General features: G+C 59.7%; 20 protein-coding genes. 12 read left to right on the top strand and 8 right to left on the bottom strand.

Going from position 1 to position 23,184, the window contains the following annotated elements; all coding sequences use genetic code 11:
* Positions 1-37: 37 nt before the first annotated feature.
* Positions 38-1,267, bottom strand: coding sequence for an acyl-CoA dehydrogenase (locus tag BK659_RS18225; RefSeq protein ID WP_123426382.1), 1,230 nt, complete (start codon positions 1,265-1,267; stop codon positions 38-40).
* A 174-nt stretch (positions 1,268-1,441) separates the two neighbouring features.
* Here BK659_RS18225 and BK659_RS18220 point away from each other — a divergent pair, with 174 nt between their 5' ends.
* The 3 genes from BK659_RS18220 (at position 1,442) to BK659_RS18210 (ending at position 3,885) form a co-directional block, all read left to right on the top strand.
* The gene (locus BK659_RS18220; protein WP_123426381.1) at positions 1,442-2,377 is read left to right on the top strand and encodes a LysR family transcriptional regulator; all 936 of its coding nucleotides are present in this window, start codon (positions 1,442-1,444) and stop codon (positions 2,375-2,377) included.
* Positions 2,378-2,525: 148 nt separating this feature from the next.
* On the top strand, positions 2,526-2,924 hold the full coding sequence (locus BK659_RS18215) for a MerR family transcriptional regulator (protein WP_123426380.1): 399 nt from the start codon (positions 2,526-2,528) through the stop codon (positions 2,922-2,924).
* A 61-nt stretch (positions 2,925-2,985) separates the two neighbouring features.
* Positions 2,986-3,885, top strand: coding sequence for a hydroxymethylglutaryl-CoA lyase (locus BK659_RS18210; protein WP_123426379.1), 900 nt, complete (start codon positions 2,986-2,988; stop codon positions 3,883-3,885).
* 617 nt (positions 3,886-4,502) lie between these two features.
* On the opposite strand, the gene BK659_RS18205 is transcribed toward BK659_RS18210, so the two are convergent.
* Positions 4,503-6,197 carry an AMP-binding protein gene (locus BK659_RS18205; RefSeq protein ID WP_123426378.1) on the bottom strand — a complete coding sequence of 565 codons (1,695 nt, stop codon included), beginning with the start codon at positions 6,195-6,197 and terminating at the stop codon, positions 4,503-4,505.
* A gap of 251 nt (positions 6,198-6,448) precedes the next feature.
* Between BK659_RS18205 and BK659_RS18200 the strand changes: the two genes are divergently transcribed.
* The 4 genes from BK659_RS18200 to BK659_RS18185 are packed head-to-tail and all read left to right on the top strand — an operon-like array spanning position 6,449 to position 12,009.
* Entirely contained in the window at positions 6,449-7,612 is a 1,164-nt protein-coding gene (locus BK659_RS18200) for an isovaleryl-CoA dehydrogenase (protein ID WP_123426377.1), read from the top strand.
* 11 nt (positions 7,613-7,623) lie between these two features.
* Positions 7,624-9,231 (top strand): carboxyl transferase domain-containing protein, encoded by a 1,608-nt coding sequence (locus BK659_RS18195; protein WP_123426376.1) that lies wholly within the window; start codon positions 7,624-7,626, stop codon positions 9,229-9,231.
* Positions 9,232-9,244: 13 nt separating this feature from the next.
* Positions 9,245-10,060 (top strand): gamma-carboxygeranoyl-CoA hydratase, encoded by an 816-nt coding sequence (locus tag BK659_RS18190; RefSeq protein ID WP_123426375.1) that lies wholly within the window; start codon positions 9,245-9,247, stop codon positions 10,058-10,060.
* The gene (locus BK659_RS18185; RefSeq protein ID WP_123426374.1) at positions 10,060-12,009 is read left to right on the top strand and encodes an acetyl/propionyl/methylcrotonyl-CoA carboxylase subunit alpha; all 1,950 of its coding nucleotides are present in this window, start codon (positions 10,060-10,062) and stop codon (positions 12,007-12,009) included. Before BK659_RS18190 ends, BK659_RS18185 begins: the two co-directional genes overlap by 1 nt.
* A gap of 98 nt (positions 12,010-12,107) precedes the next feature.
* Here the strand turns inward: BK659_RS18185 and BK659_RS18180 are convergent, their stop codons facing one another.
* Positions 12,108-12,773, bottom strand: coding sequence for a LexA family protein (locus BK659_RS18180; RefSeq protein WP_123426373.1), 666 nt, complete (start codon positions 12,771-12,773; stop codon positions 12,108-12,110).
* Between the two features lie 129 nt (positions 12,774-12,902).
* On the opposite strand from BK659_RS18180, the gene BK659_RS18175 reads away from it, so the two are divergent.
* On the top strand, positions 12,903-13,244 hold the full coding sequence (locus tag BK659_RS18175) for a DUF6124 family protein (RefSeq protein WP_123426372.1): 342 nt from the start codon (positions 12,903-12,905) through the stop codon (positions 13,242-13,244).
* Positions 13,245-13,761: 517 nt separating this feature from the next.
* The gene (locus tag BK659_RS18170) at positions 13,762-14,913 is read left to right on the top strand and encodes a M14 family metallopeptidase (RefSeq protein WP_123426371.1); all 1,152 of its coding nucleotides are present in this window, start codon (positions 13,762-13,764) and stop codon (positions 14,911-14,913) included.
* Positions 14,914-14,955: 42 nt separating this feature from the next.
* On the opposite strand, the gene BK659_RS18165 is transcribed toward BK659_RS18170, so the two are convergent.
* Complete coding sequence (locus BK659_RS18165; RefSeq protein WP_123426370.1) at positions 14,956-15,402, bottom strand: winged helix-turn-helix transcriptional regulator; 447 nt, start codon at positions 15,400-15,402, stop codon at positions 14,956-14,958.
* Between the two features lie 101 nt (positions 15,403-15,503).
* Here BK659_RS18165 and BK659_RS18160 point away from each other — a divergent pair, with 101 nt between their 5' ends.
* A complete protein-coding gene (locus BK659_RS18160; RefSeq protein ID WP_123426369.1) occupies positions 15,504-16,718 on the top strand; it encodes an MFS transporter in 1,215 nt (404 codons plus the stop codon).
* Here BK659_RS18160 and BK659_RS18155 read toward each other — a convergent pair.
* Both BK659_RS18155 and BK659_RS18150 read right to left on the bottom strand, forming a co-directional pair.
* Positions 16,712-17,254 (bottom strand): cytochrome b, encoded by a 543-nt coding sequence (locus tag BK659_RS18155; protein ID WP_123426368.1) that lies wholly within the window; start codon positions 17,252-17,254, stop codon positions 16,712-16,714. The two genes, BK659_RS18160 and BK659_RS18155, sit on opposite strands and share 7 nt — an antisense overlap.
* The gene (locus BK659_RS18150) at positions 17,251-18,345 is read right to left on the bottom strand and encodes a catalase family peroxidase (protein ID WP_123426367.1); all 1,095 of its coding nucleotides are present in this window, start codon (positions 18,343-18,345) and stop codon (positions 17,251-17,253) included. Before BK659_RS18150 ends, BK659_RS18155 begins: the two co-directional genes overlap by 4 nt.
* 158 nt (positions 18,346-18,503) lie before the next feature.
* On the opposite strand from BK659_RS18150, the gene BK659_RS18145 reads away from it, so the two are divergent.
* Both BK659_RS18145 and BK659_RS18140 read left to right on the top strand, forming a co-directional pair.
* A complete protein-coding gene (locus BK659_RS18145; protein WP_123426366.1) occupies positions 18,504-19,010 on the top strand; it encodes an RNA polymerase sigma factor in 507 nt (168 codons plus the stop codon).
* Complete coding sequence (locus tag BK659_RS18140; protein ID WP_123426365.1) at positions 19,007-19,759, top strand: anti-sigma factor family protein; 753 nt, start codon at positions 19,007-19,009, stop codon at positions 19,757-19,759. The genes BK659_RS18145 and BK659_RS18140 overlap by 4 nt, the downstream gene beginning before the upstream one ends.
* A gap of 36 nt (positions 19,760-19,795) precedes the next feature.
* Here BK659_RS18140 and BK659_RS18135 read toward each other — a convergent pair whose 3' ends face one another.
* The gene (locus tag BK659_RS18135) at positions 19,796-20,740 is read right to left on the bottom strand and encodes a Csu type fimbrial protein (protein ID WP_123426364.1); all 945 of its coding nucleotides are present in this window, start codon (positions 20,738-20,740) and stop codon (positions 19,796-19,798) included.
* Positions 20,741-20,815: 75 nt separating this feature from the next.
* Positions 20,816-23,173, bottom strand: coding sequence for a fimbria/pilus outer membrane usher protein (locus BK659_RS18130; RefSeq protein WP_123426363.1), 2,358 nt, complete (start codon positions 23,171-23,173; stop codon positions 20,816-20,818).
* Between the last annotated feature and the right edge of the window lie 11 nt (positions 23,174-23,184).

Genomic DNA, 23,184 nt, shown 5'->3' with positions numbered 1-23,184 from the left:
CAGCACGCCGTTTGCGGGTGAGGTACAGCACCAGGACTTAGTGCCCGCTGCGCAGCATTTCTTTCGGCACGTATTTACCGATTTCGAACTTGCCGATCGCCGCACGGTGCACTTCGTCCGGGCCATCGGCCAGGCGCAGCGTACGTTGCATGGCGTACATGTAGGCCAGCGGGAAATCGTTGGAGACACCCGCGCCACCGTGGATCTGAATCGCCCGGTCGATGACCTTCAAGGCGACGTTCGGCGCCACCACCTTGATCTGCGCGATTTCGCTTTTCGCCACTTTATTGCCCACGTTGTCCATCATGTAGGCGGCTTTGAGGGTCAGCAGCCGCGCCATGTCGATTTCCATCCGCGAGTCGGCGATCTTGTCGATATTGCCGCCCAAGCGCGCCAGCGGTTTACCGAAGGCGGTGCGGTTGATAGAACGCTTGCACATCAATTCCAGTGCCCGCTCCGCCATGCCGATCGAGCGCATGCAATGGTGAATCCGGCCTGGGCCAAGGCGCCCCTGGGCAATCTCGAAGCCACGGCCCTCACCCAACAGTACGTTCTCGTAAGGTACGCGGACGTTCTCGAACAGCACTTCAGCGTGACCGTGAGGCGCGTCGTCGTAACCGAACACCGGCAGCGGACGGACGATCTTCACGCCAGGCGTATCCACCGGCACCAGAATCATCGAGTGCTGCTGGTGGCGCGGTGCGTCGGGGTTGCTCAGGCCCATGAAAATCAGGATTTTGCAGCGTGGATCGCACGCGCCGGAGGTCCACCACTTCTTGCCGTTGATCACCCACTCGTCGCCATCGCGCACCGCACGGGCGGCCATGTTGGTGGCGTCGGAAGAAGCTACGTCCGGCTCGGTCATGGCGAACGCCGAACGGATCTCGCCGCGCAGCAGAGGTTCCAGCCAGCGTTGCTTTTGCTCTTCATTGGCGTAGCGCACCAGCACTTCCATGTTGCCGGTGTCCGGTGCCGAGCAGTTGAACGGCTCAGGCCCGAGCAAGGAGCGACCCATGATTTCCGCCAATGGCGCGTATTCCAGGTTCGTCAGGCCGGCGCCCAGTTCGGACTCCGGTAAAAACAGGTTCCACAAGCCTTCAGCCTTGGCCTTGCTTTTCAGCTCTTCCATGATTGCGGTCGGCTGCCAGCGATCGCCTTCGGCGACCTGGCGTTCGAACACCGCTTCGGCTGGATAAACGTAAGCATCCATGAACGCAGTCACGCGTTCACGCAGTTCCTGGACCTTGGGGGAATAAGCGAAATCCATGGGCAGCTACCTTTTTTGACGAGGTGTTGGAGACGTTGTTGAGGTCATGAATCGATGCTAGATCAGCGTTGATAATTTACCTAGCCTATTCTCGGCGTGTATTAACATTCATCACCGATATATGATCGACTGATCGAGCCCCCTCCCTATAACAAGAGCCAAGAGCGAATCGCCATGAATCTGAGCAAGGTCGACCTCAACCTTTTCATCGTCTTTGACGCGATCTACACCGAAGCCAACCTGACTCGCGCCGGGCAGATTGTCGGCATTACCCAGCCGGCGGTGTCGAACGCTCTGGCCCGCCTGCGCGAGACCTTCAACGACCCGTTGTTCGTGCGTACCGCCCAGGGCATGGTGCCGACGCCCATGGCGCAAAACATCATCGGCCCGGTGCGCAATGCCCTGTCGCTGCTGCGGGTATCGGTGCAGGAAAGCCGGATTTTCAACCCGTTGCAGGCGGTCAAGACCTACCGCATCAGCATGACCGACCTCACCGAAGCGGTGATCCTGCCGCCGCTGTTCCAGCGCCTGCGACGTCTGGCGCCGACGGTGATCATCGAAAGTTTTCTGTCCAAACGCCGCGAGACCACCAAGGAGCTCGCCGCTGGCCGCCTGGACTTTGCCGTCGATGCACCGCTCAACACCGACCCGCAAGTACGCCACGTCAAGCTGATGGAAGACCGTTACGTGTGCGCCATGCGTAAGGGTCATCCTCTGGCGAGCAAGGAAAAATTCACCCTCGACGACTACCTGTCACTGACCCATGTGCACATTTCCAGCCGTCGCAGTGGCCTCGGCTATGTCGATCTGGCGCTCGGCAAAATGGGCATCCAGCGCAAGATCGCCCTGCGTTCGCAGCATTACCTGATGGCCTCCCAGGTGTTGCAGCAGACCGACATGGTGATGACCGTGCCGGAACGTTTCGCCCGCCGTCATGACCTGCACGCCTTCCATCTGCCGGTCAATGATGTGCCGCCGGTGGAAACCCACCTTTACTGGCACGAAAGCACCGACCAGGACCCGGCCAACCGCTGGATGCGCGAGCAGATGATCGAGTTGTGCCAGCAAGTGACTGCGCATGAGAAGAAGCTGGATAAGCCGTTGGCTTGAGAAGATCAAAAGATCGCAGCCTGCGGCGGCTCCCACGTTGGAATACGATCCCCTGTAGGAGCTGCCGCAGGCTGCGATCTTTTCCTCCTTGACGTTCACGTCAACCTGACATTAGCTTAACGCCATGACCTCTTTTTCGAGCGCGCCCATGAGCAGCCAGACCTACAGCATTTCCGACCTCGCCCGCGAGCTCGACATCACTACCCGCGCCATTCGCTTTTACGAAGAGCAAGGCCTGCTCAGCCCCGAGCGTCGCGGCCAGGAACGCATCTATTCGCCACGCGACAAAGTCAGCCTGAAGCTGATCCTGCGTGGCAAGCGCATCGGCTTTTCCCTGGCCGAATGCCGCGAACTGATCGAACTCTACGACCCCACCAGCGGCAATCAGAAACAGCTGCACAGCATGCTGGCGAAAATCACCGAACGCCGTGAACAGCTCGAGCAGCAACTGCTGGACATCGAACAGATGAAACTGGAACTCGATACCGCCGAAGAACGCTGCGTCCAGGCGCTGGAACAGACGATCAAGAGCCAGCAGGTCGTTTAGCAGGTATACCCAATCCACAAGGTTCTCTGAACATTCAAGCAATCACAACAGGTCCATTGCCATGCCCCTCCCCACCCACGTACGCCTGATCGAAGTCGGCCCACGCGATGGTCTGCAGAACGAAGCCCAACCCATCAGCGTCGCGGACAAGGTGCAGTTGGTCGATGCACTGAGTGCCGCTGGCCTTGGCTATATAGAAGTCGGCAGTTTCGTATCGCCCAAATGGGTGCCGCAAATGGCCGGTTCGGCCGAGGTTTTCGCGCAGATCCAGCGCAAGCCCGGAGTGACTTACGGCGCACTGGCACCGAACCTGCGCGGGTTCGAAGATGCGATCGCTGCCGGGGTCAAGGAGGTCGCGGTGTTCGCCGCAGCGTCCGAAGCCTTCTCGCAACGCAACATCAATTGCTCGATCAGCGAAAGTCTGGAGCGTTTCGTACCGATCATGGACGCCGCCAGACAACACGGTGTCAGCGTGCGCGGTTACGTGTCCTGTGTACTCGGCTGCCCTTACGAGGGTGACGTGGCGCCTGCGCAAGTCGCCTTGGTCGCGCGCGAGTTGTACGCCATGGGCTGTTACGAGGTCTCCCTCGGCGACACCATCGGCACCGGCACCGCTGGCGCAACGCGCAAGATGTTCGAAGTGGTTTCAGCCGACGTGCCACGGGACAAACTGGCCGGGCACTTCCACGACACCTACGGTCAGGCCATGGCCAACATCTATGCCAGCCTGCTGGAAGGGATCGCGGTGTTCGACAGTTCCATCGCCGGCCTCGGCGGCTGCCCGTACGCCAAGGGCGCCAGCGGTAACGTTGCCACCGAAGACGTCTTGTACCTGCTCAACGGCCTGGGCATCGAGACCGGCGTCGACATGGAGCGCTTGATCCTCGCCGGCCAACAGATCTGCAACGTGCTTGGCCGGCCGACCGGTTCACGCGTGGCCAAGGCCCGTAGCGCTAAATGATGTATCCGGGTGTTACCGCGCCCGCAACAAAACGAGTAACACGGAAACAACCTGACCGAATTTTTCTGAACGAATTGTCCGACAAAATACTAAATGCTTGATTTTAAAGGGCTTTAAAAAGTTGGCATGGCTTCTGCTATCGCTATGGCATAACAAGAATAAAAAGCAGCAAACCTAATAAAAATAAGACGTAACGACTCTGACATAACAAAAACAACACGGCAGAGACGCAGCTAACAGATTTTTTTGGAGAAGGTGTGCTTTTCAGGGTGCTGCTTGCAGTAACCCGCAACCGGGCAGAGAACAATAAAACTACCTTCAGGTAGCTCCCGAACTGGTTGGATCGCTTGGCGAAAAAGCAGATCAGCGCTCAAAAAAATACGTTTGCTCTTGACCCCGGATGGGGGTCGCCCAAAACAGCTGTAAAGGGCCACGGTTGCCAAAAACAACAACAGACCGCCCCTTAATAATAAAAAAAGAGCACGCAACGACAAATTAAAGGGGAGCTTCGGCTCCCCTTTGTGCTTTCTGGCGTTTGGGTTTCCCCTAAAAGATCGCAGCCTTCGGTGTTTTGTGTACACCTGTAGGAGCCGCCGCAGGCTGCGATCTTTTGATCGTCAACGCGTCGCTTTCAACTCCTCGATACTGATCTCGCGCATCCGGAATTTCTGGATCTTGCCGGTCACGGTCATCGGAAATTCCTCGACGAACTTGAAGTAGCGCGGCGTCTTGAAGTGCGCGATGCGTTCCTTGCACCAGGCTTGCAGCTCTTGCTCAGTGGCGCTGTGGCCCGGATGAAATTTGATCCAGGCGACGATCTCTTCACCGTACTTCTCGCAGGGAATGCCGATGATCTGCACATCGGCTACTGCTGGATGGGTGAAGAAGAACTCTTCCAGCTCTCGCGGGTAAATATTCTCGCCACCGCGAATGATCATGTCCTTGTTACGTCCGGCGATGCAGACATAACCGTCTTCGCTCATGGTCGCCAGATCGCCGGTGTGCATCCAGCCCGCCTGATCGATCGCCTCGGCCGTGCCTTGCGGGTTGTTCCAGTAACCGAGCATCACGCTGTAACCGCGAGTGCACAACTCACCGATAGTCCCACGGGGCACCGGATTGCCCGCTTCATCGATGATTTTGCTTTCCAGCTGCGGCTGGGTACGGCCGACGGTGGTGACGCGCAGTTCCAGATCATCTGACGGACCAGTCTGTAACGACACCGGACTGGTCTCCGTCATGCCGTAGGCAATCTGAACTTCGCTCATGTGCATCTCGCTGATGACCCGGCGCATGACTTCAATCGGACAGGTCGCCCCTGCCATGATCCCGGTACGCAGCGTCGACAGGTCGAACTCGGCACGGCGCGGTTGATCGAGCATGGCGATGAACATGGTCGGCACACCGTACAACGCGGTGGCTTGCTCTTGTGCAACGGTGGTCAGCGTCAGCAATGGGTCGAACGCATCGTTGGGGTAAATCATGGTACTGCCATGGGTAACGCAACCCAAATTGCCCATGACCATGCCGAAGCAGTGATACAGCGGCACCGGAATCACCAGACGATCGTTGGCGGTCAGCCCAAGGCTTTCGCCGACCATGTAACCGTTGTTGAGGATGTTGTAGTGACTGAGGGTCGCGCCCTTGGGAAAACCGGTGGTGCCCGAGGTGTATTGAATGTTCACCGCCTGATCGAAATGCAGGCTGTTTTGGCGCGCCTTGAGCTGCTCGACCGGCACCCCGGCGCCGAGATCCGCCAGTTGCGACCACGGCAGGAAACCTGATGGCGGCTGCGCGTCGAGGCTGATCACACCGCGCAAATCCGGCAGGCGTTCGGACTGCAAGCGACCAATGGATTGCTCGGCCAGTTCCGGCACCAGGCCTTGCAGCATCGCGTGGTAATCGGACGTCTTGAACGAGCCGGCACACACCAGCCATTGGCAGCCGGATTGCTTCAGCACGTATTCAAGTTCGGAGCTGCGATAGGCCGGATTGATGTTGACCAGAATCACCCCGACCTTCGCGCTGGCGAACTGGCTGATACACCACTGCGCACAGTTTGGCGCCCAGATGCCTAGACGGTCACCGGTCTGCAAGCCCAGCGCCAGTAACGCTCTGGCGTGCAAATCGACCGCTTCGGCCAATTGCGCCCAGCTGTAGCGAAGTTGCTGATGACGCACCACCAATGCATCGCCCTGAGGGTACTTCGCGACTGTGTTATCGAACGCCTGACCAATGGTCATCGCCAGCAAGGCTTTGTCCTGCGAACCGCGGCTATAGCTGTGCTGTGGGTGAGCACTGTGTTGATCCATGACGACCCCTATTGTCTTTTTTAGTGGGTGAGACGGTTGAACCTTTGCCGGTGACAGACTTAGCTGTTCCTACGCAAACGGTTCGATTTTCAACCTCGAAACTGCCTCTACTCTCTCTCAAGTTGACGTTAACGTAAAGGGTGATTGACAGCCATTCGTCACAGGCTTACGTTAACGTAAAGGTGACAGCCGATTCGGCGTACTTTGCAGGCCGATTCTCCATTTATAAAAACAAGTTTGAAGGTGCCCCCATGAGCTATCCGACCCTGAACTTTGCCCTCGGCGAAACCATCGACATGCTGCGTGACCAGGTGCGCGCCTTCGTCACCAAAGAGATCGCCCCGCGCGCAGCACAGATCGATATCGACAACCTGTTCCCTGCTGACCTGTGGCGTAAATTCGGCGACATGGGGTTGCTGGGGATTACCGTTCCAGAAGAATACGGCGGTGCCGGCCTGGGCTATCTGGCGCACGTGGTGGCCATGGAAGAAATCAGCCGTGGCTCGGCCTCGGTTGCCCTTTCCTACGGCGCGCATTCCAATCTCTGCGTCAACCAGATCAACCGCAATGGCACCCACGAACAGAAAACCAAATACCTGCCCAAGCTGATCAGCGGCGAACACATCGGCGCTTTGGCCATGAGCGAGCCGAACGCCGGCTCCGACGTGGTATCGATGAAACTGCGCGCCGACAAACGTGGCGACCATTACGTGCTCAACGGCAGCAAGACCTGGATCACCAACGGTCCGGACGCTAACACTTACGTGATCTACGCCAAGACCGACCTGGAAAAAGGTCCGCACGGCATCACCGCATTTATTGTCGAACGCGACTCGAAAGGCTTCAGCCGCAGCAACAAATTCGACAAGCTGGGCATGCGCGGTTCGAACACGTGCGAGCTGTTTTTCGACGACGTTGAAGTCCCGGAGGAGAACATCCTCGGCGTGCTCAACGGTGGCGTGAAAGTGCTGATGAGCGGCCTCGACTACGAGCGCGTGGTGCTCTCCGGCGGACCAACCGGGATCATGCAGGCCTGCATGGACCTCATCGTTCCGTACATCCACGACCGCAAACAGTTCGGCCAAAGCATCGGCGAATTCCAGCTGATCCAGGGCAAGGTCGCCGACATGTACACCCAACTCAACGCCAGCCGCGCGTATCTGTACGCCGTGGCCCAGGCCTGCGAGCGTGGCGAAACCACCCGCAAGGACGCTGCCGGTGTGATCCTCTACAGCGCCGAACGCGCTACGCAAATGGCCCTCGATGCGATCCAGATTCTGGGCGGTAACGGCTACATCAACGAATTCCCGGCAGGCCGTCTGCTGCGTGACGCCAAGTTGTATGAAATCGGCGCGGGCACCAGTGAGATCCGTCGCATGCTGATCGGTCGCGAACTGTTCAACGAAACCCGCTAACGGAGCTGTCCATGGCAATCCTGCACACCCAGCTCAATCCCCGTTCGGCGGAGTTCGCCAGCAACAGCGCGGCGATGCTTGCTCAGGTCGACGCGCTGCACACCCTGCTCGCTCAGGTCCAGCAAGGCGGCGGCGCCAAGGCCCAGGAACGGCATACCTCACGCGGCAAACTGCTGCCCCGTGAGCGAATCAATCGCCTCCTCGACCCAGGCTCACCCTTTCTGGAAATCAGCCAACTGGCGGCTTACGAGGTCTACGGTGAAGATGTTCCCGCCGCCGGAGTGATTGCCGGCATTGGCCGGGTCGAAGGCGTCGAATGCATGATCGTTGCCAACGACGCGACGGTAAAAGGCGGTTCGTACTACCCGCTGACGGTGAAAAAACACCTGCGCGCCCAGACCATCGCCCAACAAAATCGCCTGCCGTGCATCTACCTGGTCGACTCGGGCGGTGCAAATCTGCCGCGTCAGGATGAAGTGTTCCCGGACCGCGAACACTTTGGTCGAATCTTCTTCAACCAGGCCAATATGAGCGCAATGGGCATCCCGCAGATCGCTGTGGTCATGGGCTCCTGCACCGCCGGTGGCGCTTATGTGCCAGCCATGGCCGATGAAGCGATCATGGTCCGTCAACAGGCGACGATTTTCCTCGCCGGCCCGCCGCTGGTGAAAGCCGCGACCGGTGAAGTGGTCAGCGCCGAAGACCTTGGCGGTGCCGATGTGCACTGCAAGATTTCCGGCGTGGCCGACCACTATGCCGACAGCGACGAACACGCGCTGGCCCTGGCTCGACGCAGCGTTGCCAACCTCAACTGGCGCAAACTCGGTGAACTGCAGCAACGCACACCGATCGCCCCGCTGTTCGCCAGCGATGAGCTGTACGGCGTAGTGCCGGCCGACGCCAAGCAGCCGTTCGATGTACGTGAGGTCATCGCGCGCCTGGTCGACGGCTCGGTGTTCGATGAATTCAAAGCACTGTTTGGTACGACGCTGGTTTGTGGTTTTGCGCATCTGCACGGCTACCCGATCGCGATTCTCGCCAACAACGGCATCCTCTTCGCCGAAGCCGCGCAGAAAGGCGCGCACTTCATCGAACTGGCTTGCCAGCGCGGGATTCCACTGTTGTTCCTGCAAAACATCACCGGCTTCATGGTCGGTCAGAAATACGAAGCTGGCGGCATTGCCAAGCACGGCGCAAAACTGGTCACCGCCGTGGCCTGCGCCAAGGTGCCGAAATTCACCGTGATCATCGGCGGCAGCTTCGGCGCCGGTAACTACGGCATGTGCGGGCGGGCCTACGATCCGCGGTTCCTGTGGATGTGGCCGAACGCGCGAATCGGCGTGATGGGCGCCGAGCAAGCTGCGGGCGTGCTGGTACAGGTCAAGCGCGAGCAGGCCGAGCGCAGTGGTCAGGGCTTCAGCGCCGAGCAGGAAGCCGAGATCAAGCAACCGATCCTCGACCAGTACGAAGAACAGGGCCACCCCTACTACTCCAGCGCGCGGTTGTGGGACGACGGCGTCATTGACCCGGCGCAAACCCGCGACGTACTGGCCCTGGCCTTGTCCGCATCGTTGAATGCACCTATCGAACCGAGCCGCTTCGGCGTGTTCCGGATGTGATCTGGAGAAAACCATGAGCGACTTCAACACCCTGGAACTGCTGACCGACCCGCGTGGTTTCGCCACGCTGTGGTTGAGTCGCGAGGCAAAAAACAACGCCTTCAACGCCGAAATGATCCGCGAACTGATCCTTGCACTGGACAAGGTCCAGAGCGACCCGAGCCTGCGTTTTCTGCTGGTGCGCGGGCGTGGCAAGCATTTCAGCGCTGGCGCTGACCTTGCGTGGATGCAGCAATCGGCCGAACTCGATTACCACACCAACCTCGACGACGCCCGCGAGCTGGCAGAACTGATGTACAACCTGGCCAAGCTGAAGATCCCGACGCTGGCGGTAGTCCAAGGCGCGGCCTATGGCGGCGCACTGGGCTTGATCAGTTGCTGCGACATGGCGATTGGTGCCGATGACGCGCAATTCTGCCTGTCGGAAGTGCGCATCGGCCTGGCGCCAGCAGTGATCAGCCCGTTCGTTGTGCAAGCCATCGGTGAACGGGCCGCACGTCGTTATGCGTTGACTGCTGAACGTTTCAGCGGCCAACGCGCTCAAGAAATCGGCCTGCTCAGCGAAAGTTATCCGAGCACTGAGCTTGAACCGCAGATCGAGCGCTGGATCAGCAATCTGTTGCTCAACAGCCCCCAGGCCATGCGTGCCAGCAAGGACTTGCTACGCGAAGTCGGCAACGGTGAGCTGACCCCGGCGCTGCGGCGCTATACCGAAAACGCCATTGCCCGAATTCGCGTCAGCCCTGAAGGGCAAGAAGGCCTGCGGGCGTTCCTGCAAAAACGTCCGCCAAGCTGGCAGCCCGAAACTACCACCAAGGAGCCGCGTTGATGAGCGCCCCAGTTCTCACCACCCTGCTGGTGGCCAACCGTGGCGAAATCGCCTGCCGAGTGATGCGCACCGCCAAGGCATTGGGCCTGACCACCGTGGCCGTGCACAGCGCCACCGATCGCGATGCGCGGCACAGTCGCGAGGCAGACATCCGTGTCGACCTGGGTGGCAGCAAAGCGGCTGACAGCTACCTGCAAATCGACAAACTGCTCGCTGCCGCCAAGGCCAGCGGCGCCCAGGCAATTCACCCAGGTTATGGCTTTCTCTCGGAGAACGCCGGATTCGCCCGCGCGATTGAAGCCGCTGGTTTGATTTTCCTCGGCCCACCCGCTTCGGCCATCGACGCCATGGGCAGCAAATCCGCCGCCAAAGCCTTGATGGAAACCGCAGGTGTACCGCTGGTGCCGGGTTACCACGGCGAAGCCCAGGACCTGGAAACCTTCCGCGACGCCGCCGAGCGCATCGGCTATCCCGTGCTGCTCAAGGCGACTGCCGGCGGCGGCGGTAAAGGCATGAAAGTGGTCGAGGAGGTCAGCCAGTTGGCCGAAGCTCTGGCGTCGGCGCAGCGTGAAGCGCAATCCTCGTTCGGCGACTCGCGGATGCTGGTGGAGAAGTACCTGCTCAAACCGCGCCATGTGGAAATCCAGGTCTTCGCTGATCAGCACGGTAACTGCCTGTACCTCAACGAACGTGATTGCTCGATTCAACGTCGCCACCAGAAAGTCGTCGAAGAAGCCCCGGCGCCCGGCCTGAGCACGGAACTGCGCAAAGCCATGGGTGAAGCGGCAGTCCGTGCGGCGCAGGCTATCGGTTATGTCGGCGCAGGTACCGTTGAGTTTCTGCTGGACTCGCGCGGCGAGTTCTTCTTCATGGAAATGAATACGCGGTTGCAGGTCGAGCACCCTGTCACGGAAGCCATCACCGGCCTCGATCTGGTCGCCTGGCAGATTCGCGTCGCCCAAGGTGAGCCGCTGCCAATGACTCAGGCGCAGGTGCCGTTGCTCGGCCATGCGATTGAAGTGCGCTTGTACGCCGAAGACCCGAGCAATGATTTCCTGCCGGCCACCGGACACCTGGCGTTGTACCGCGAGTCAGCGGCAGGCCCGGGCCGACGCGTCGACAGCGGTGTCGAGGAAGGCGACAGCATTTCGCCATTCTACGATCCGATGCTTGGCAAACTCATCGCCTGGGGCGAGGACCGCGAGCAAGCACGCCTGCGGCTGCTGAGCATGCTCGATGAATTCGCTATTGGCGGGTTGAAGACCAACATCAGCTTTCTGCGAAGAATCGTCGGTCACCCAGCCTTCGCTGCAGCTGAACTGGATACCGGATTCATCCCACGCTATCAGGAACAATTACTGCCAGCGCCAAACGAATTCAGCGATGAGTTCTGGCAAGCCGCCGCCCAAGCCTTCGCGCAAAGCCAGGCACACACCGTACGCACTGATGACCCAAGTTCGCCATGGGCCGTTGGTAACGGTTTCCGTGCCGGGTTGCCGGCAGAAATCACGCTGCACTTGAGTTGCGAAGGGCAAGACCGGGCAATCACCCTGGCCCCGGCCGACACGCGCAACGCCGAGCTCATCGGTGAGCAATTGCTGGTCGAGCATCACGGTTTGCGCCGTCAGCATCGCGCGATCCGTCATGGCGAAAGCCTCTACCTGCAATGGGAAGGTGAGCTGCGCTGCATCAAGCCTTACGACCCTATCGCCGAAGTGGAAGCCAGCCATAGTCATCACGGCGGCCTGACGGCTCCGATGAATGGCAGCATCGTGCGAGTACTGGTGGAACCGGGGCAAACGGTCGAAGCCGGCGCGCAACTGGTGGTACTGGAGGCGATGAAAATGGAGCACAGCATTCGTGCGCCCCATGCTGGCGTGGTCAAAGCCTTGTATTGCCAGGAAGGCGAGATGGTCAACGAAGGCAGCGCGCTGGTGGAGTTGGAATAGCCGCGGCCTGATGACAGGTCCTACGCCGTAGGACCTGTCTGACTTGGGGTCTGTACGAAAACTCGCCGAGCGGCGATCAGGCAGTTTTCGTACAGAGCCTAGAACTTGGCCGTTGCCTGCACCACCACACCAATGATTCGGCACTCGTCGGTAAACAGGGCCTTCGGGTACGTCGGATTCAGCGGCACGAGATAGCGTTGCCCGCCCTCTTCGATCAGCATGCGGAAAGTCGCTTCGGCGCTGTCAGACCATTGTGCAATCACCAGTTTGCCGGGCACGGCTTCAACCGCCGGGTCGACCAGAATGAGCATGTCTTGCGCAATACTGATACCGCTCGGTGCAGTCATCGCATCGCCGACCACGACCAGCCAGAACGCCGGACCTTGAGCGTGATAATCCGATAACTCGTAGCGACCCTTGGCGTAAGCGGTCGGTGCAGGCTCGCGCACTTCGCCAATGCCACGCCAATCACTGACCGGGTAGCGGAAGTACGGGTTGTACTTTTGCGCTAGCGACACTTCGTAATCGCCCTCTTGTGCATCGTCCTCCGCAATCTCGGGCTCCCTGATCACCAGGGCGACTTCGAGAAACCCCAACCCCAACTCCTGAAGCACCCGGTTCATGTCCTCAAGGCTGGGCTGACGACGTTTGTTCAGCCAATGGCCGATGCCGCCCTGAGACATTGCGAGGCGCTCTGCGAGCTTTTCCTGAGTGATTTTGAGTTCACTCATCTTGGCTTTGACCAACTCAATCCATTTATCCATGGGCGGAACAATACTTCGCGTGGCCGGACCCTCAACACACACATTGTAGTATTTAATTTTTCGTCATGAATACATTTAGTACTAGGATTCAGTTTATTCATTCGCCCCACCCACGGAGCAATACCCAGCATGGATATCACCCGCAAAGACACGACAGAACCGGAAATCGACGCGAACTTCACCTCACTCAAAGGCTGCGCGGCAGCCCAACGCGCCCTCGACTATTACTTGAAACCAACTGTTTCAGAATTCGAAGTCGCAGAACGATTCTTCGATGTAAACCGTAACATCAGCAGCGAGGAAGCCCTGGTCCATGCATCGGACTTGCTGCGTTGTGCAGCAGCGACCGCTTATGAGTCGGCGGATAACCTGCATGGCGCAAGCCGTGATCTGGCGTTTTCAGTGGTACACATGATCGATATGGCCAAGGCCATGGTGGACAGATCCCTGGACGGTGACCAGAAAGACTGAACAGGGAAAATCGAAGTGAACGCTGCGATTCGACTCAAGCCGCAGACGTTTGGGAAAGCCACAGGAAAAATTTTCCAATAAGGCGGATGAAAACATTTGACTTGCAAATGATAATGATTATTATTGCAAGCAACTGATCGCGAGATCAGTGATAGACCAAGAGACCTTAGGTCGGACTCCTGGAATATCTCCTCATCAGGCTAATCACGGTTTTTGACCCGGCTTTTTGCCGGGTCTTTTTTTTGCCAGTTATTCTGGCTATGGCTTCAGGCTAATGAAGACTGGTGTTGCTAAATTCGATGGCGCGGATGATATCAAAAGAGCATCTTTTTGCAACAGACCGCTCAAGCACGGGCTTGAGGCAACAAAATAGCACTTGAGAATCAATCGCATAAACACTAAGCTGCGGCTGCGTCAAGGACGACGCCCCCCCTGTTTTATCCCCCGCAAATTGCCCTCGGTTTCCCCCCCTTGCGTGTAAAGTAGCAGCCATAAAAATCATACTCAGGAATAGATTATGACCGTGGCTCACCGCTCCTTTGAAATCACCGCCAACTTCGACAGCGGCAACATCGAGGTGCTGGACCTCAGCAATCCGTTGCAGGCCTTGCTGGCCATCAAACCAGACACCCGCAGTCAGCATTTCCAGTGGTTTCACTTCAAGGCCAGTGGTCTGCACGTCGGCCAGGAACATTGGTTTCGACTGAACAACGCCAGTAAATCTTCCTACAGCAAGGCATGGGACGGTTACCAGGCGGTGGCCTCATATGACCACGTGAACTGGTTCCGCGTACCGACGATCTTTGAAGGTGACTGCCTGCGCTTCAGCCTGGAAGCCACCGAGACTCACGCCTGGTTCGCCTACTTTGAACCCTACAGCCGCGGACGCCATGACTGGCTGATCGAGCAAGCGCTGAGCAAAGCCGGCACCGAACTGCTGGCCACCGGCAAAAGCGTCGAAGGTCGCGATATTCAACTGCTGCGCAAAGGTAGCGGCGCCGAAGGCCAGCGCAAGGTCTGGATCATCGCCCAGCAGCATCCTGGCGAACACATGGCCGAATGGTTCATGGAAGGTGTCATCGAGCGCCTGCAACAGCACATTGACCCTGAATTGAACAAACTGCTGGCCAGTGCCGATCTGTACCTGGTCCCGAACATGAACCCGGATGGCGCCTTCCATGGCCACTTGCGCACCAACGCCATGGGCCAGGACCTCAACCGCGCCTGGCAGAGCGCGAGCCAGGAAGTCAGCCCGGAAGTATTCTTCGTTCAGCAGCAGATGGAGAAGTACGGCGTCGACCTGTTCCTCGATATCCACGGCGATGAAGAAATCCCCTACGTATTCGCCGCTGGCTGCGAAGGCAACCCGGGTTACACGCCACGGATCGCGAAACTCGAAGAGCAGTTCCGCAGTCATCTGAAACACCTGACCCGCGACTTCCAGACCACCCACGGCTACACCCGTGACCTCCCGGGCCAGGCCAACATGAAACTGGCTTGCAATAGCGTCGGGCAGAAGTTCGATTGCCTGTCGTTGACTCTGGAGATGCCCTTCAAAGACAACAATGATGCACCGAATGCGCGCACCGGCTGGTCCGGCAAACGTTCGATGCAGTTGGGTAAGGATGTGTTATCGACGGTGGCGGAGATGGTTGGCATGCTGCGCTGATGCCGCTCAATGGCTGCATGCCCATAGGCGTGCAGCCATTTTTCACTCGACGGCGATACGCCGACAATCCTCTGGCCCGAGCAAACGCCCATCCTCGGAACGCAACTCCAAAAGCCTGATTGGCTGACCCTTCTCGCGATCCACCATCCGCGAATGCGGCTCCCCCGCCTCAAAGAAAAACGCCTCGCCCCACTGTCGCAAGCCGATGATCAGGGTGAACAGGCCCTGCCCCTTTTCCGTCAGCACATATTCCTGATAGGCGCTACCGTCCGATGCCGGGACCACTTCAAAAATCCCGTGGGCCACCAGCGAGCGCAGGCGCGCAGACAGGATGTTCTTGGCCATGCCGAGGCTGCGCTGGAACTCGCCGAAACGCCGAATGCCGTCGAAGGCATCGCGCACGATCAGTAATGACCACCAGTCGCCGATGGCGTCCAGCGAACGCGCGACCGGGCACTCGGCATCGGTAAAGGTTGTGCGTTTAACCATGATTGAACTCGCAGGCTGACAGCAAAAATGTGGTTGCAATATAAAACCAGCCTCTCTACCGTACAACTGGTTTTAATTTGAAACCACATTCGGAGCCCGGCATGAAATCCTCTCATCCCTCTACGCACCTCAGCAGCGGCGTCGTTCTACTGTTTGCCATCGCCTGCGGGCTGGCGGTCGGCAATGTCTATTACGCCCAGCCATTACTGGACGCCATGGCCCAAGCGTTTGACATGGATCCGGCGACTATCGGCATCGTCGTGACACTGACCCAAATCGGTTACGGTCTTGGCCTGCTGTTGCTGGTGCCGCTGGGCGACTTGCTTAACCGCCGACAGTTGATCGTGACTCAGACGCTGCTCTCCTCCATCGCCTTGCTGATGATCGCCCTGGCCCCGAGCAGCCTCTGGCTGTTGATCGGCATGGCCCTGACCGGTCTGTTGGCGGTGGTCACTCAGGTGTTGGTGGCTTACGCAGCCACACTGGCGGTGCCTGATGAGCGCGGCCGGGTGGTGGGCGTGGTGACCAGCGGGATCGTGGTCGGTATTCTGCTGGCCCGAACGGTTTCCGGTGCGATGGCGGATCTGGCCGGCTGGCGCTCGATCTATGTGTTGTCGGCCGCTCTGACACTGCTGATGGCGCTGCTGTTGTTTCAGGTGCTGCCCAAACACGAACAAACCCAACCGGCCAGTCGCTATTGGAAGCTGATCGGCTCAGTGTTCGTACTGTTTAAAGAAGAAGCCGTGTTGCGCCAGCGCGCCACTCTCGCCCTGTTGACGTTCGCCAGCGCCATGGTCCTGTGGACCCCGATGGTGCTGCCGCTGAGCGAAGCGCCGCTGTCACTGTCCCACAGTGAAATCGGCTTGTTTGGACTGGCCGGTGCCGCCGGTGCCCTGGCCGCCGCCCGCGCCGGGCATCTGGCCGATCGCGGCCTGGGCCACTGGACCAGTGGACTGTCGCTGTTGTTGATGCTCGCCTCATGGCTGCCGATCGGTCTGACCCAGTCGTCACTCTGGGCATTGCTGCTGGGAGTGATCACCTTCGATCTCGGCTTGCAGGCCGTGCACGTGACCAGCCAAAGCATGATCTACAGCGTACGGCCCGAAGCCCAAAGTCGGCTGACCGCAGGCTATATGCTGTTCTACTCGATAGGCAGCGCACTGGGTTCCATCGGTTCGACAGCGATCTATGCCTGGGGTGGCTGGCTGGGCGTCTGCTGGCTCGGCGCGGGGATCAACGCCGTGGCGCTGGTCTATTGGCTGCTGACACTGAAAAGCGGCGCACCCGAGCGCTGCGCCGTGCCGGCCGATCAGTGATCCTTGCCATGCAGCATGCTGTCCAACACCCCGTCACGCCGCACCCAACCATGGAACAGCGCCGCCGCCAGGTGCAACAGAACGGTCAGAAACAGCAGGTACGCCAGATAACCATGAGCCGTGCGCAGGAAGGCGAACAGCAGCGCATTCGCCGGCACAATCGCGGGTAATTGCCACGAACTGCCGAGCATCACCGGATCCCCCGCTGCCGAAATCATCGCCCAACCCAGCAACGGCAGGATCAGCATCAAGGCGTAAAGCAGCACATGCGACGCCTTGGCCGCCAGCACTTGCCAGCCCGGCAAGTCTGTCGGCAACGGCGGTTGGCGGGTCGAGAAGCGCACGAACAGCCGCGCAATCACCAACAACAAAATCGCTATCCCCAATGGTTTGTGCAGATGGATCAGCCATTCATGGCGCTCGGACACTGACGCGACCATGCCGGCACCGATAAACAGCATGGCGATAATCATCACGGCCATCAGCCAGTGCAGCAGCCGCGCCAGTGGAGCGAAATGATGAGGGTGCGCGCTCATTGTGGCGACTCCTGTTTGGCGGTGGGCAACTGCTCGACTTCATGGGTACGACGCAGGTAAGAACTGGCATAAGCTGCTGAACGTGCGGCCAGCAACGGGTCATCGGATCCCTCGATACCACTTGGCAGTACCAACGGGTCGTAGTTGATGTCGCGGCATTCGCCAGCGTTTTGCGCCTGGGTGCTTTCCAGCACCAGCGTCCCGGCGTTCAAGACCTTGCGCTCACCCAGCCAGGCCTTGCTGGCATCATTGGTCGGGTCAACAGGAGCCGCCAGCGTGATACTCAGCTGCCAACGCAACGGCCCGCTCTTCAACAAGCGCTGGAGCAGGTCCTTTTCGAGAAAGTCCGCACCTTCAGGGGCACTGGCGCCGGCCGCATCTTGCGCCACGGGCACCACGCTCCAGCGCACCGCCTGACGCTGGCCTGCCGCGTTGACCAGATAAAAAGCATTGATGCCGTTGTAGGTCTCGGTCGCGTAACTCGCCGACGGCTTGGCGGTCTTCACCCATTGCAGAAAAGGCGCGGTTTCCGGGTGTGCGGCAAAAAACGCCGGGACGCTGGCGGGATTGGGTTTGCCGGTGGCCGGATCGGGTGTCTGGGCTTGTTGCAACTGATAGAACGCCTCGGGTGTGCCCACCGGGAACACCGGCATGCTGTTCATCCCCGTGCGCCATTGCTGACCGTTGGCCTGCTTGAAGCGCAACGCCAGGCTGCGAATCGGTACGCTATTGTCCGGCGCGTAGGGGTTGCCACTGGGCAGCGCAAAACGCCCCACGACCGGCGTTCGCGCCGCGCTGAAGACCTGGGCGGTTGAATACGGACGCGCCTCGTTGCTGCTTTCGAAATACCCGATCACGCACACGCCTTTGGCGTGATTGCGCCGAAACCCCGGGTGTACGCCGTTATTTTTCTCCAACACGTCGACCAGCGCCTTCGGCGTCAGCCGCTGCGGGTCAAACGTTCCATTGACGTAAGCGAAGGCCCCGGCCAGTGCGGCGACCACCGCGCCGATACCGGCCAGACGCAAGGCCAGACTCGCGCTGCTCAGGGGGATTTTATCGGGCCGTGGCGGTGGTGAACGATCAACCATGACTATCTCCAGGGCCGTGGGCCACCGGTGGGAAGGATCAATCAGACGAAGCCCACAGAGGTTTATTCCATGGCCCGGTATTTATTTTTTCAACGCTGGAATAACCTCCAATGCCGGGCGTCTCCCTAGTCCAACGCGTAAAGACTAGCCAGCATTCCATGAACGATCTCGACGAACTGTTACGTGAACTCATCCCCAGGCTACGGCGGTTTGCCGTGTCGCTGACGCGCAACCCCAGCAGCGCAGACGATCTGGTGCAGTCGTGCCTGGAGCGGGCGCTGTCGGGTTGGGGCGACAAACGCCCGGACGGTGATCTACGTGCCTGGCTGTTTTCGATTCTGTATCGGCAGTTTCTCGACGCCCATCGACGCTCAAGGCGTTATGCGCGAATGCTTGAGTTCTTCACCGGTCGCGACGATGCGCAGCCCTCGGTCGAGCGCACGGTGTTGGCGCAATCGACGCTGCAAGCCTTCGACAAACTGACCACCGAGCAACGTGCGCTGTTGCTCTGGGTCTCGGTGGAAGGCTTGAGTTACAAGGAGGTCGCCGAGATCCTCGACGTCCCCACCGGCACCGTGATGTCTCGCCTGTCCCGCGCCCGCCAGGCCTTGCGCCAGCTCAGCGACGGCGAAATCACCAGCCCCTCTTTGCGGATACTCAAATGATCAGCATGCCCCCAAGCGTCAATGACCTGCACGCCTACGTCGACCATCAACTCAACGACGTGGATCGGCGCCTGGTGGAAACGTACCTGACAGCCAATCCGCACGTTGCCGAGCAGGTTCAGGCCTGGCAACAGGACGCCCAGCAACTGCGTGCAGCCTTGAGCGGCGCCTTGCAGCAACCTGCCAACCCGGACCTCGATCCCGGCGTGATTCGCCGGCGCCTGAAACGTCAGTCACGCCGCCACTTGGCCAGCGCCGCCGTGCTGCTGATCGCGGTCAGCGTCGGCGGCTTGAGCGGCTGGCAAGCACGGGAAATGACCATGGCTGGCGCGCCGCCGCCGATGACCGACGCGATGCAGGCGTACCGGATGTTCGCCCAGCAAGGCATCCTGCCGGCCGATTACACGGTCACCGATGACGGCGATATGCAGGGCTGGCTCGACCATTACTTCTCCCAGGCCAATCGTCTGCCGAACCTCGCCAACTCGGGGTTCAAACCGGTCAGTGGACGCTTGCTAAGCACCGAACAAGGGCCCGCAGCGATGGTGATGTACGAGGACCAGAGCGGCCGCAAAATCAGTTTTTACATCCGCCCGCCAGGCCCGAAGAACAACCTGCTGCCACGCGGCAGTCGAAGCGACGGCGAGTTGCAGGCTGAGTACTGGTCGGGGCCCGGGTACAACTATGCGATGGTCAGCGAAGCCCGGGATCCGGCGACGCAGATGCTCAAGCAGATGCAGAGGTTTTAACCCTTGAACACTGAGTGGCAGGGCTACCAGCGCCGGCTAAAACCCCACATCCAGCACCACATTGTCCAGGTAGGTGCCGGCTGGAGGGGTGGTCTGGTCGGTGTAGATCTTCGCGTTGTAGTTGAAGATCTGACTGCCGTTCCCCAAGCCGTTGCCGGGATTGACCTCGGCATCGGAACTGGCCCGTCGCGCAGTGGTGACACTGCCCCAGCGGGTGGTGCCGGCACTTTTGAAAATGTCATAAGCCAGGTAATTGCTGCCTGAAATCATCCGCCGGCGTCCGCCCGTGCTGACCGCGTGCTGGCCATCGTCGAGGCCCACGGTGTAGGCGCTGCCCTTGGTGCAGGTGAGATTGACCGTCTGGTTGGTGACCGCCGCGAACCCACTGATGACCGGGGCGCTACCAAAACTGATATTGGGTGCGGTGATCAGGCAGTCGTTGGTGACCGTCATCGTGACTGTCAGGCTGGTTGTCCCGCTGTTGATGTCGCGCAACGCACAGAGACTCCCCACACTCAGGAGGTAACAGTAGTTCCAGTTCCAGGCAACGCTCAGGGTTTCCGAATAGACACCGGCAGCGACATTGCTGCCGATGATGCTATCCAGATAGATCGGCACCGTCTTGGCCACTGTCGGACTGCTCAGCAGGCCCAGGTTATCGGCGATCGAGTTGCGGGCGAAGTCGAACGCCGTGCCGCGTGTGATCGGATAACTGGTGCTGTTATTGCCATACAGCGTGTAGCTGATCACGTCTCCGGTAGGCCCGACCAGTCCCGAAGTCGCCGCAGTAAAAGTGGCGTAGATGTGGTCAGTGGCCGTCAGCTGTGACGCCAGCGATCCCGTGCAGCTCAACCCGGCATTGGTGGTCGAACTGGGTTGCGAGGTGGTCCGCACCGTGATTGAACTGACCGAGCCGAAGCCGGCGGGCACGGTGCTGACCACCGAACACAGCGCCCAGCCGTGCCCCGACAGGACAAGCATAAGCAACCCCAGCGCTCTGCCGATCCATCGACTACCTTCACGCACGCCCCACCTCCGTGTTGCTTGCCTGGCCGCTCATTGGCACACCAAAGGCCCGATCAACGGCACCTGCTCCTGCTTCATGTCCACGCTGAACTGCGTCCCGCAAGTACGCCCGTCGGCCAGGGTCACGCGCAAGGTGTTGTGCGCTTGCAGGTTATCCAGGTACACCAGACCGTCCCACCCCACGACCGCGTTCACTCCGCTCTGCTCGTGCAACACGTTACTGCCCAACGGCAACTCCTGTTGCCGAGCGTCCACCAATACCACGCTGGCGGCAATAATCCGGGTCAATGGGAACTCCAGCAGATACCCGCTACCACGCCGGACCGCGACACGCTGCTCGACATTCGGGCTTTGCACGTTACTCGGCAGATTCAACGGATCGATTTCGTATTTAGCGCGGTAATAGGCGCTGCTCCACGGCACCAGGAGATGACCTTTGCTGTCCGTCTGACCGACCAGCTGGTTTTCATAGCGCACCGGAATGTCGGCAAAACCCTCGGTGCTGACCACCACAAAAGCGTCGTCGATGCGATTGGCGGCAAACACCTGACGGTCCATCCACACCAGCGATCCGCTGGCATCGGCCCAACGGGTCTCCGAATTGCTACTGCCATACACACCAGCCTGCAACTGTACCGATTGCAAGCGCCAGGTCAGGTCGGCCTGGCGGTAATCCGGGCCTTGGCCGTGGGCGTATCCAAGATTGAAACCCAGTCCACCTTGCGTGGACACGGCCTGGCTGTAGTTGACTCGCTGACGGTTTTCACCGGTTTTGCTGCGCTCTGTACTCAGGGCAAGACTGCCGCGCAGGTCGAATGGAATCACCAGTTGCGCCTGCATCGCCCAGTTGCTGTCGCCGATTTCGCGGTTGGCCGACAGGTAGAAACTGGTGTTGCGCCATAACGGTTTGCTCCAGGTCAGATTGAGCAATCGCGTGCGCGAGTCATCGCCGGCGCGTACATCGAAATAACCGGCACCCACACTGCCCCAGGTGTCGAGGTTGAGACTCAGCGTGACTTGTTCGCTGCGCTGGCTGAGGGTCGCGAAGGGGCTGTCGATCACCGTCAGGTCAGCGTATTGATCACGGCGTTGCATGCGCTGATACGACAGGCTGTAACGCTGGCTGCTGTACTGATAACCCACGCTCAATTGCTGGCCACGGGTACCGTCGAACTGACTTTGACTGAGCGCCGTATTGAGCACCCCGAAGTTGCCCAGCCGCAGGTTGCCGCCAACACCGCCGAGGGTCAGCGAGTTCGAGGCTTCGGCGTGGCTTTCCAGGGTCAGACTGTCCGTCAGGCCATAACGCAGGCTGCCGGACGTGACACCGGGGCCGTAGCCAAAATCGCGTATCCCGAAGTCACGACGCAAGGTACCCGCCGCCACCGAAAAATCCGTCAGACCTTGTTGCAGCAGACTGCTGGTCACGTAAAACGGTACCGTGGTCGAAACTTGCCGACCGAGGGCGTCAGTGGTCACCACCACCGCCTCACCGGCGCCGTTGATGAACGGAATGTTGGTCAGGGTGTAAGGGCCGGGCTGCAGATCGGCGCTGCTGGATTTGTAGCCGTTGATGAACAGATCGACCGATGAAGGCACCGCCGCCTCACCGGCAAACTGTGGCAAGGGGTACGTCACCAGGTCTGGCCGCACGCCGAAATCCCGCGACAACTGCACGCCCCCCAGGCGCACCGAACTGCTCCAGGGCAAGGCGCTGCTGACCAGATCACCCGCCTCGTAGGTCAGTAACCGATCGTCATCGGAGTAGCGCCATGTGGTGTCGTAACGCAGATAACCGTTGTTCAGCGTATGACTGACTTCGCCGGATAGCGTCCGTCGGTACTGCCCGGTGTTGGACAACGTGCCCCAGCTGTCGAAGAACCGCACTTCGTTCCAGGCAGCCAGGTAGGTGCCACCGTCATCAGTGTCGTTAAGGTAAAGGTCGTAATTGAGCAACGCGCCGAAACTGCTCAGCGCCGGCGTGCGCGGATAGGCTTCGCGGTTACCGATCAATTGCTCCGGCAACCACTCCGGCGGAACGCTCAGGAGCAAGCGCTGGCCCTGGCTGTCGTACTCGCTGTGCAAGCCAGGCAGGCTGTCGAGATCCACTTCCGCGCTCGGATGCTCGGGCAATTTCATGCCGGTCTCGCGCAACACTGTGGCCGGCAGGAACAACCGTCCGGCCCGCTGCTCGACTGCCACCACCCGTCCGGTATTCATCTGGTTGACCACCAATTCCAGAAACAACTGCGCGTCCGCCACTGCCTCCATGCCAGTGGGAGGTGGCGGCAAATCACCGGCCGTGCTGTGAGGAACACCTGCCAGCCAGCAAAATCCGACCACGGCCCACGACAGACGCTGGATACTGCGAGCCTGATCCTGGCTCATCACCGCTTTAC

The sequence above is a fragment of the Pseudomonas brassicacearum genome (assembly GCF_003732225.1).
Classification (GTDB): Bacteria; Pseudomonadota; Gammaproteobacteria; order Pseudomonadales; family Pseudomonadaceae; genus Aquipseudomonas; species Aquipseudomonas brassicacearum_E.
This window is presented reverse-complemented; position numbering and strand designations above follow the sequence as displayed.

Excerpts from the sequence above, each read along its gene's own strand:
- BK659_RS18135 (WP_123426364.1), bottom strand. The coding sequence starts at position 20,740 with ATGCTTGTCCTGTCGGGGCACGGCTGGGCGCTGTGTTCGGTGGTCAGC.
- BK659_RS18175 (WP_123426372.1), top strand. The coding sequence starts at position 12,903 with ATGGATATCACCCGCAAAGACACGACAGAACCGGAAATCGACGCGAAC.
- BK659_RS18170 (WP_123426371.1), top strand. The coding sequence starts at position 13,762 with ATGACCGTGGCTCACCGCTCCTTTGAAATCACCGCCAACTTCGACAGC.
- BK659_RS18220 (WP_123426381.1), top strand. The coding sequence starts at position 1,442 with ATGAATCTGAGCAAGGTCGACCTCAACCTTTTCATCGTCTTTGACGCG.
- BK659_RS18150 (WP_123426367.1), bottom strand. The coding sequence starts at position 18,345 with ATGGTTGATCGTTCACCACCGCCACGGCCCGATAAAATCCCCCTGAGC.
- BK659_RS18210 (WP_123426379.1), top strand. The coding sequence starts at position 2,986 with ATGCCCCTCCCCACCCACGTACGCCTGATCGAAGTCGGCCCACGCGAT.
- BK659_RS18225 (WP_123426382.1), bottom strand. The coding sequence starts at position 1,267 with ATGGATTTCGCTTATTCCCCCAAGGTCCAGGAACTGCGTGAACGCGTG.
- BK659_RS18140 (WP_123426365.1), top strand. The coding sequence starts at position 19,007 with ATGATCAGCATGCCCCCAAGCGTCAATGACCTGCACGCCTACGTCGAC.
- BK659_RS18185 (WP_123426374.1), top strand. The coding sequence starts at position 10,060 with ATGAGCGCCCCAGTTCTCACCACCCTGCTGGTGGCCAACCGTGGCGAA.
- BK659_RS18205 (WP_123426378.1), bottom strand. The coding sequence starts at position 6,197 with ATGGATCAACACAGTGCTCACCCACAGCACAGCTATAGCCGCGGTTCG.
- BK659_RS18155 (WP_123426368.1), bottom strand. The coding sequence starts at position 17,254 with ATGAGCGCGCACCCTCATCATTTCGCTCCACTGGCGCGGCTGCTGCAC.
- BK659_RS18215 (WP_123426380.1), top strand. The coding sequence starts at position 2,526 with ATGAGCAGCCAGACCTACAGCATTTCCGACCTCGCCCGCGAGCTCGAC.
- BK659_RS18165 (WP_123426370.1), bottom strand. The coding sequence starts at position 15,402 with ATGGTTAAACGCACAACCTTTACCGATGCCGAGTGCCCGGTCGCGCGT.
- BK659_RS18195 (WP_123426376.1), top strand. The coding sequence starts at position 7,624 with ATGGCAATCCTGCACACCCAGCTCAATCCCCGTTCGGCGGAGTTCGCC.
- BK659_RS18130 (WP_123426363.1), bottom strand. The coding sequence starts at position 23,173 with ATGAGCCAGGATCAGGCTCGCAGTATCCAGCGTCTGTCGTGGGCCGTG.
- BK659_RS18180 (WP_123426373.1), bottom strand. The coding sequence starts at position 12,773 with ATGGATAAATGGATTGAGTTGGTCAAAGCCAAGATGAGTGAACTCAAA.
- BK659_RS18200 (WP_123426377.1), top strand. The coding sequence starts at position 6,449 with ATGAGCTATCCGACCCTGAACTTTGCCCTCGGCGAAACCATCGACATG.
- BK659_RS18160 (WP_123426369.1), top strand. The coding sequence starts at position 15,504 with ATGAAATCCTCTCATCCCTCTACGCACCTCAGCAGCGGCGTCGTTCTA.
- BK659_RS18145 (WP_123426366.1), top strand. The coding sequence starts at position 18,504 with ATGAACGATCTCGACGAACTGTTACGTGAACTCATCCCCAGGCTACGG.
- BK659_RS18190 (WP_123426375.1), top strand. The coding sequence starts at position 9,245 with ATGAGCGACTTCAACACCCTGGAACTGCTGACCGACCCGCGTGGTTTC.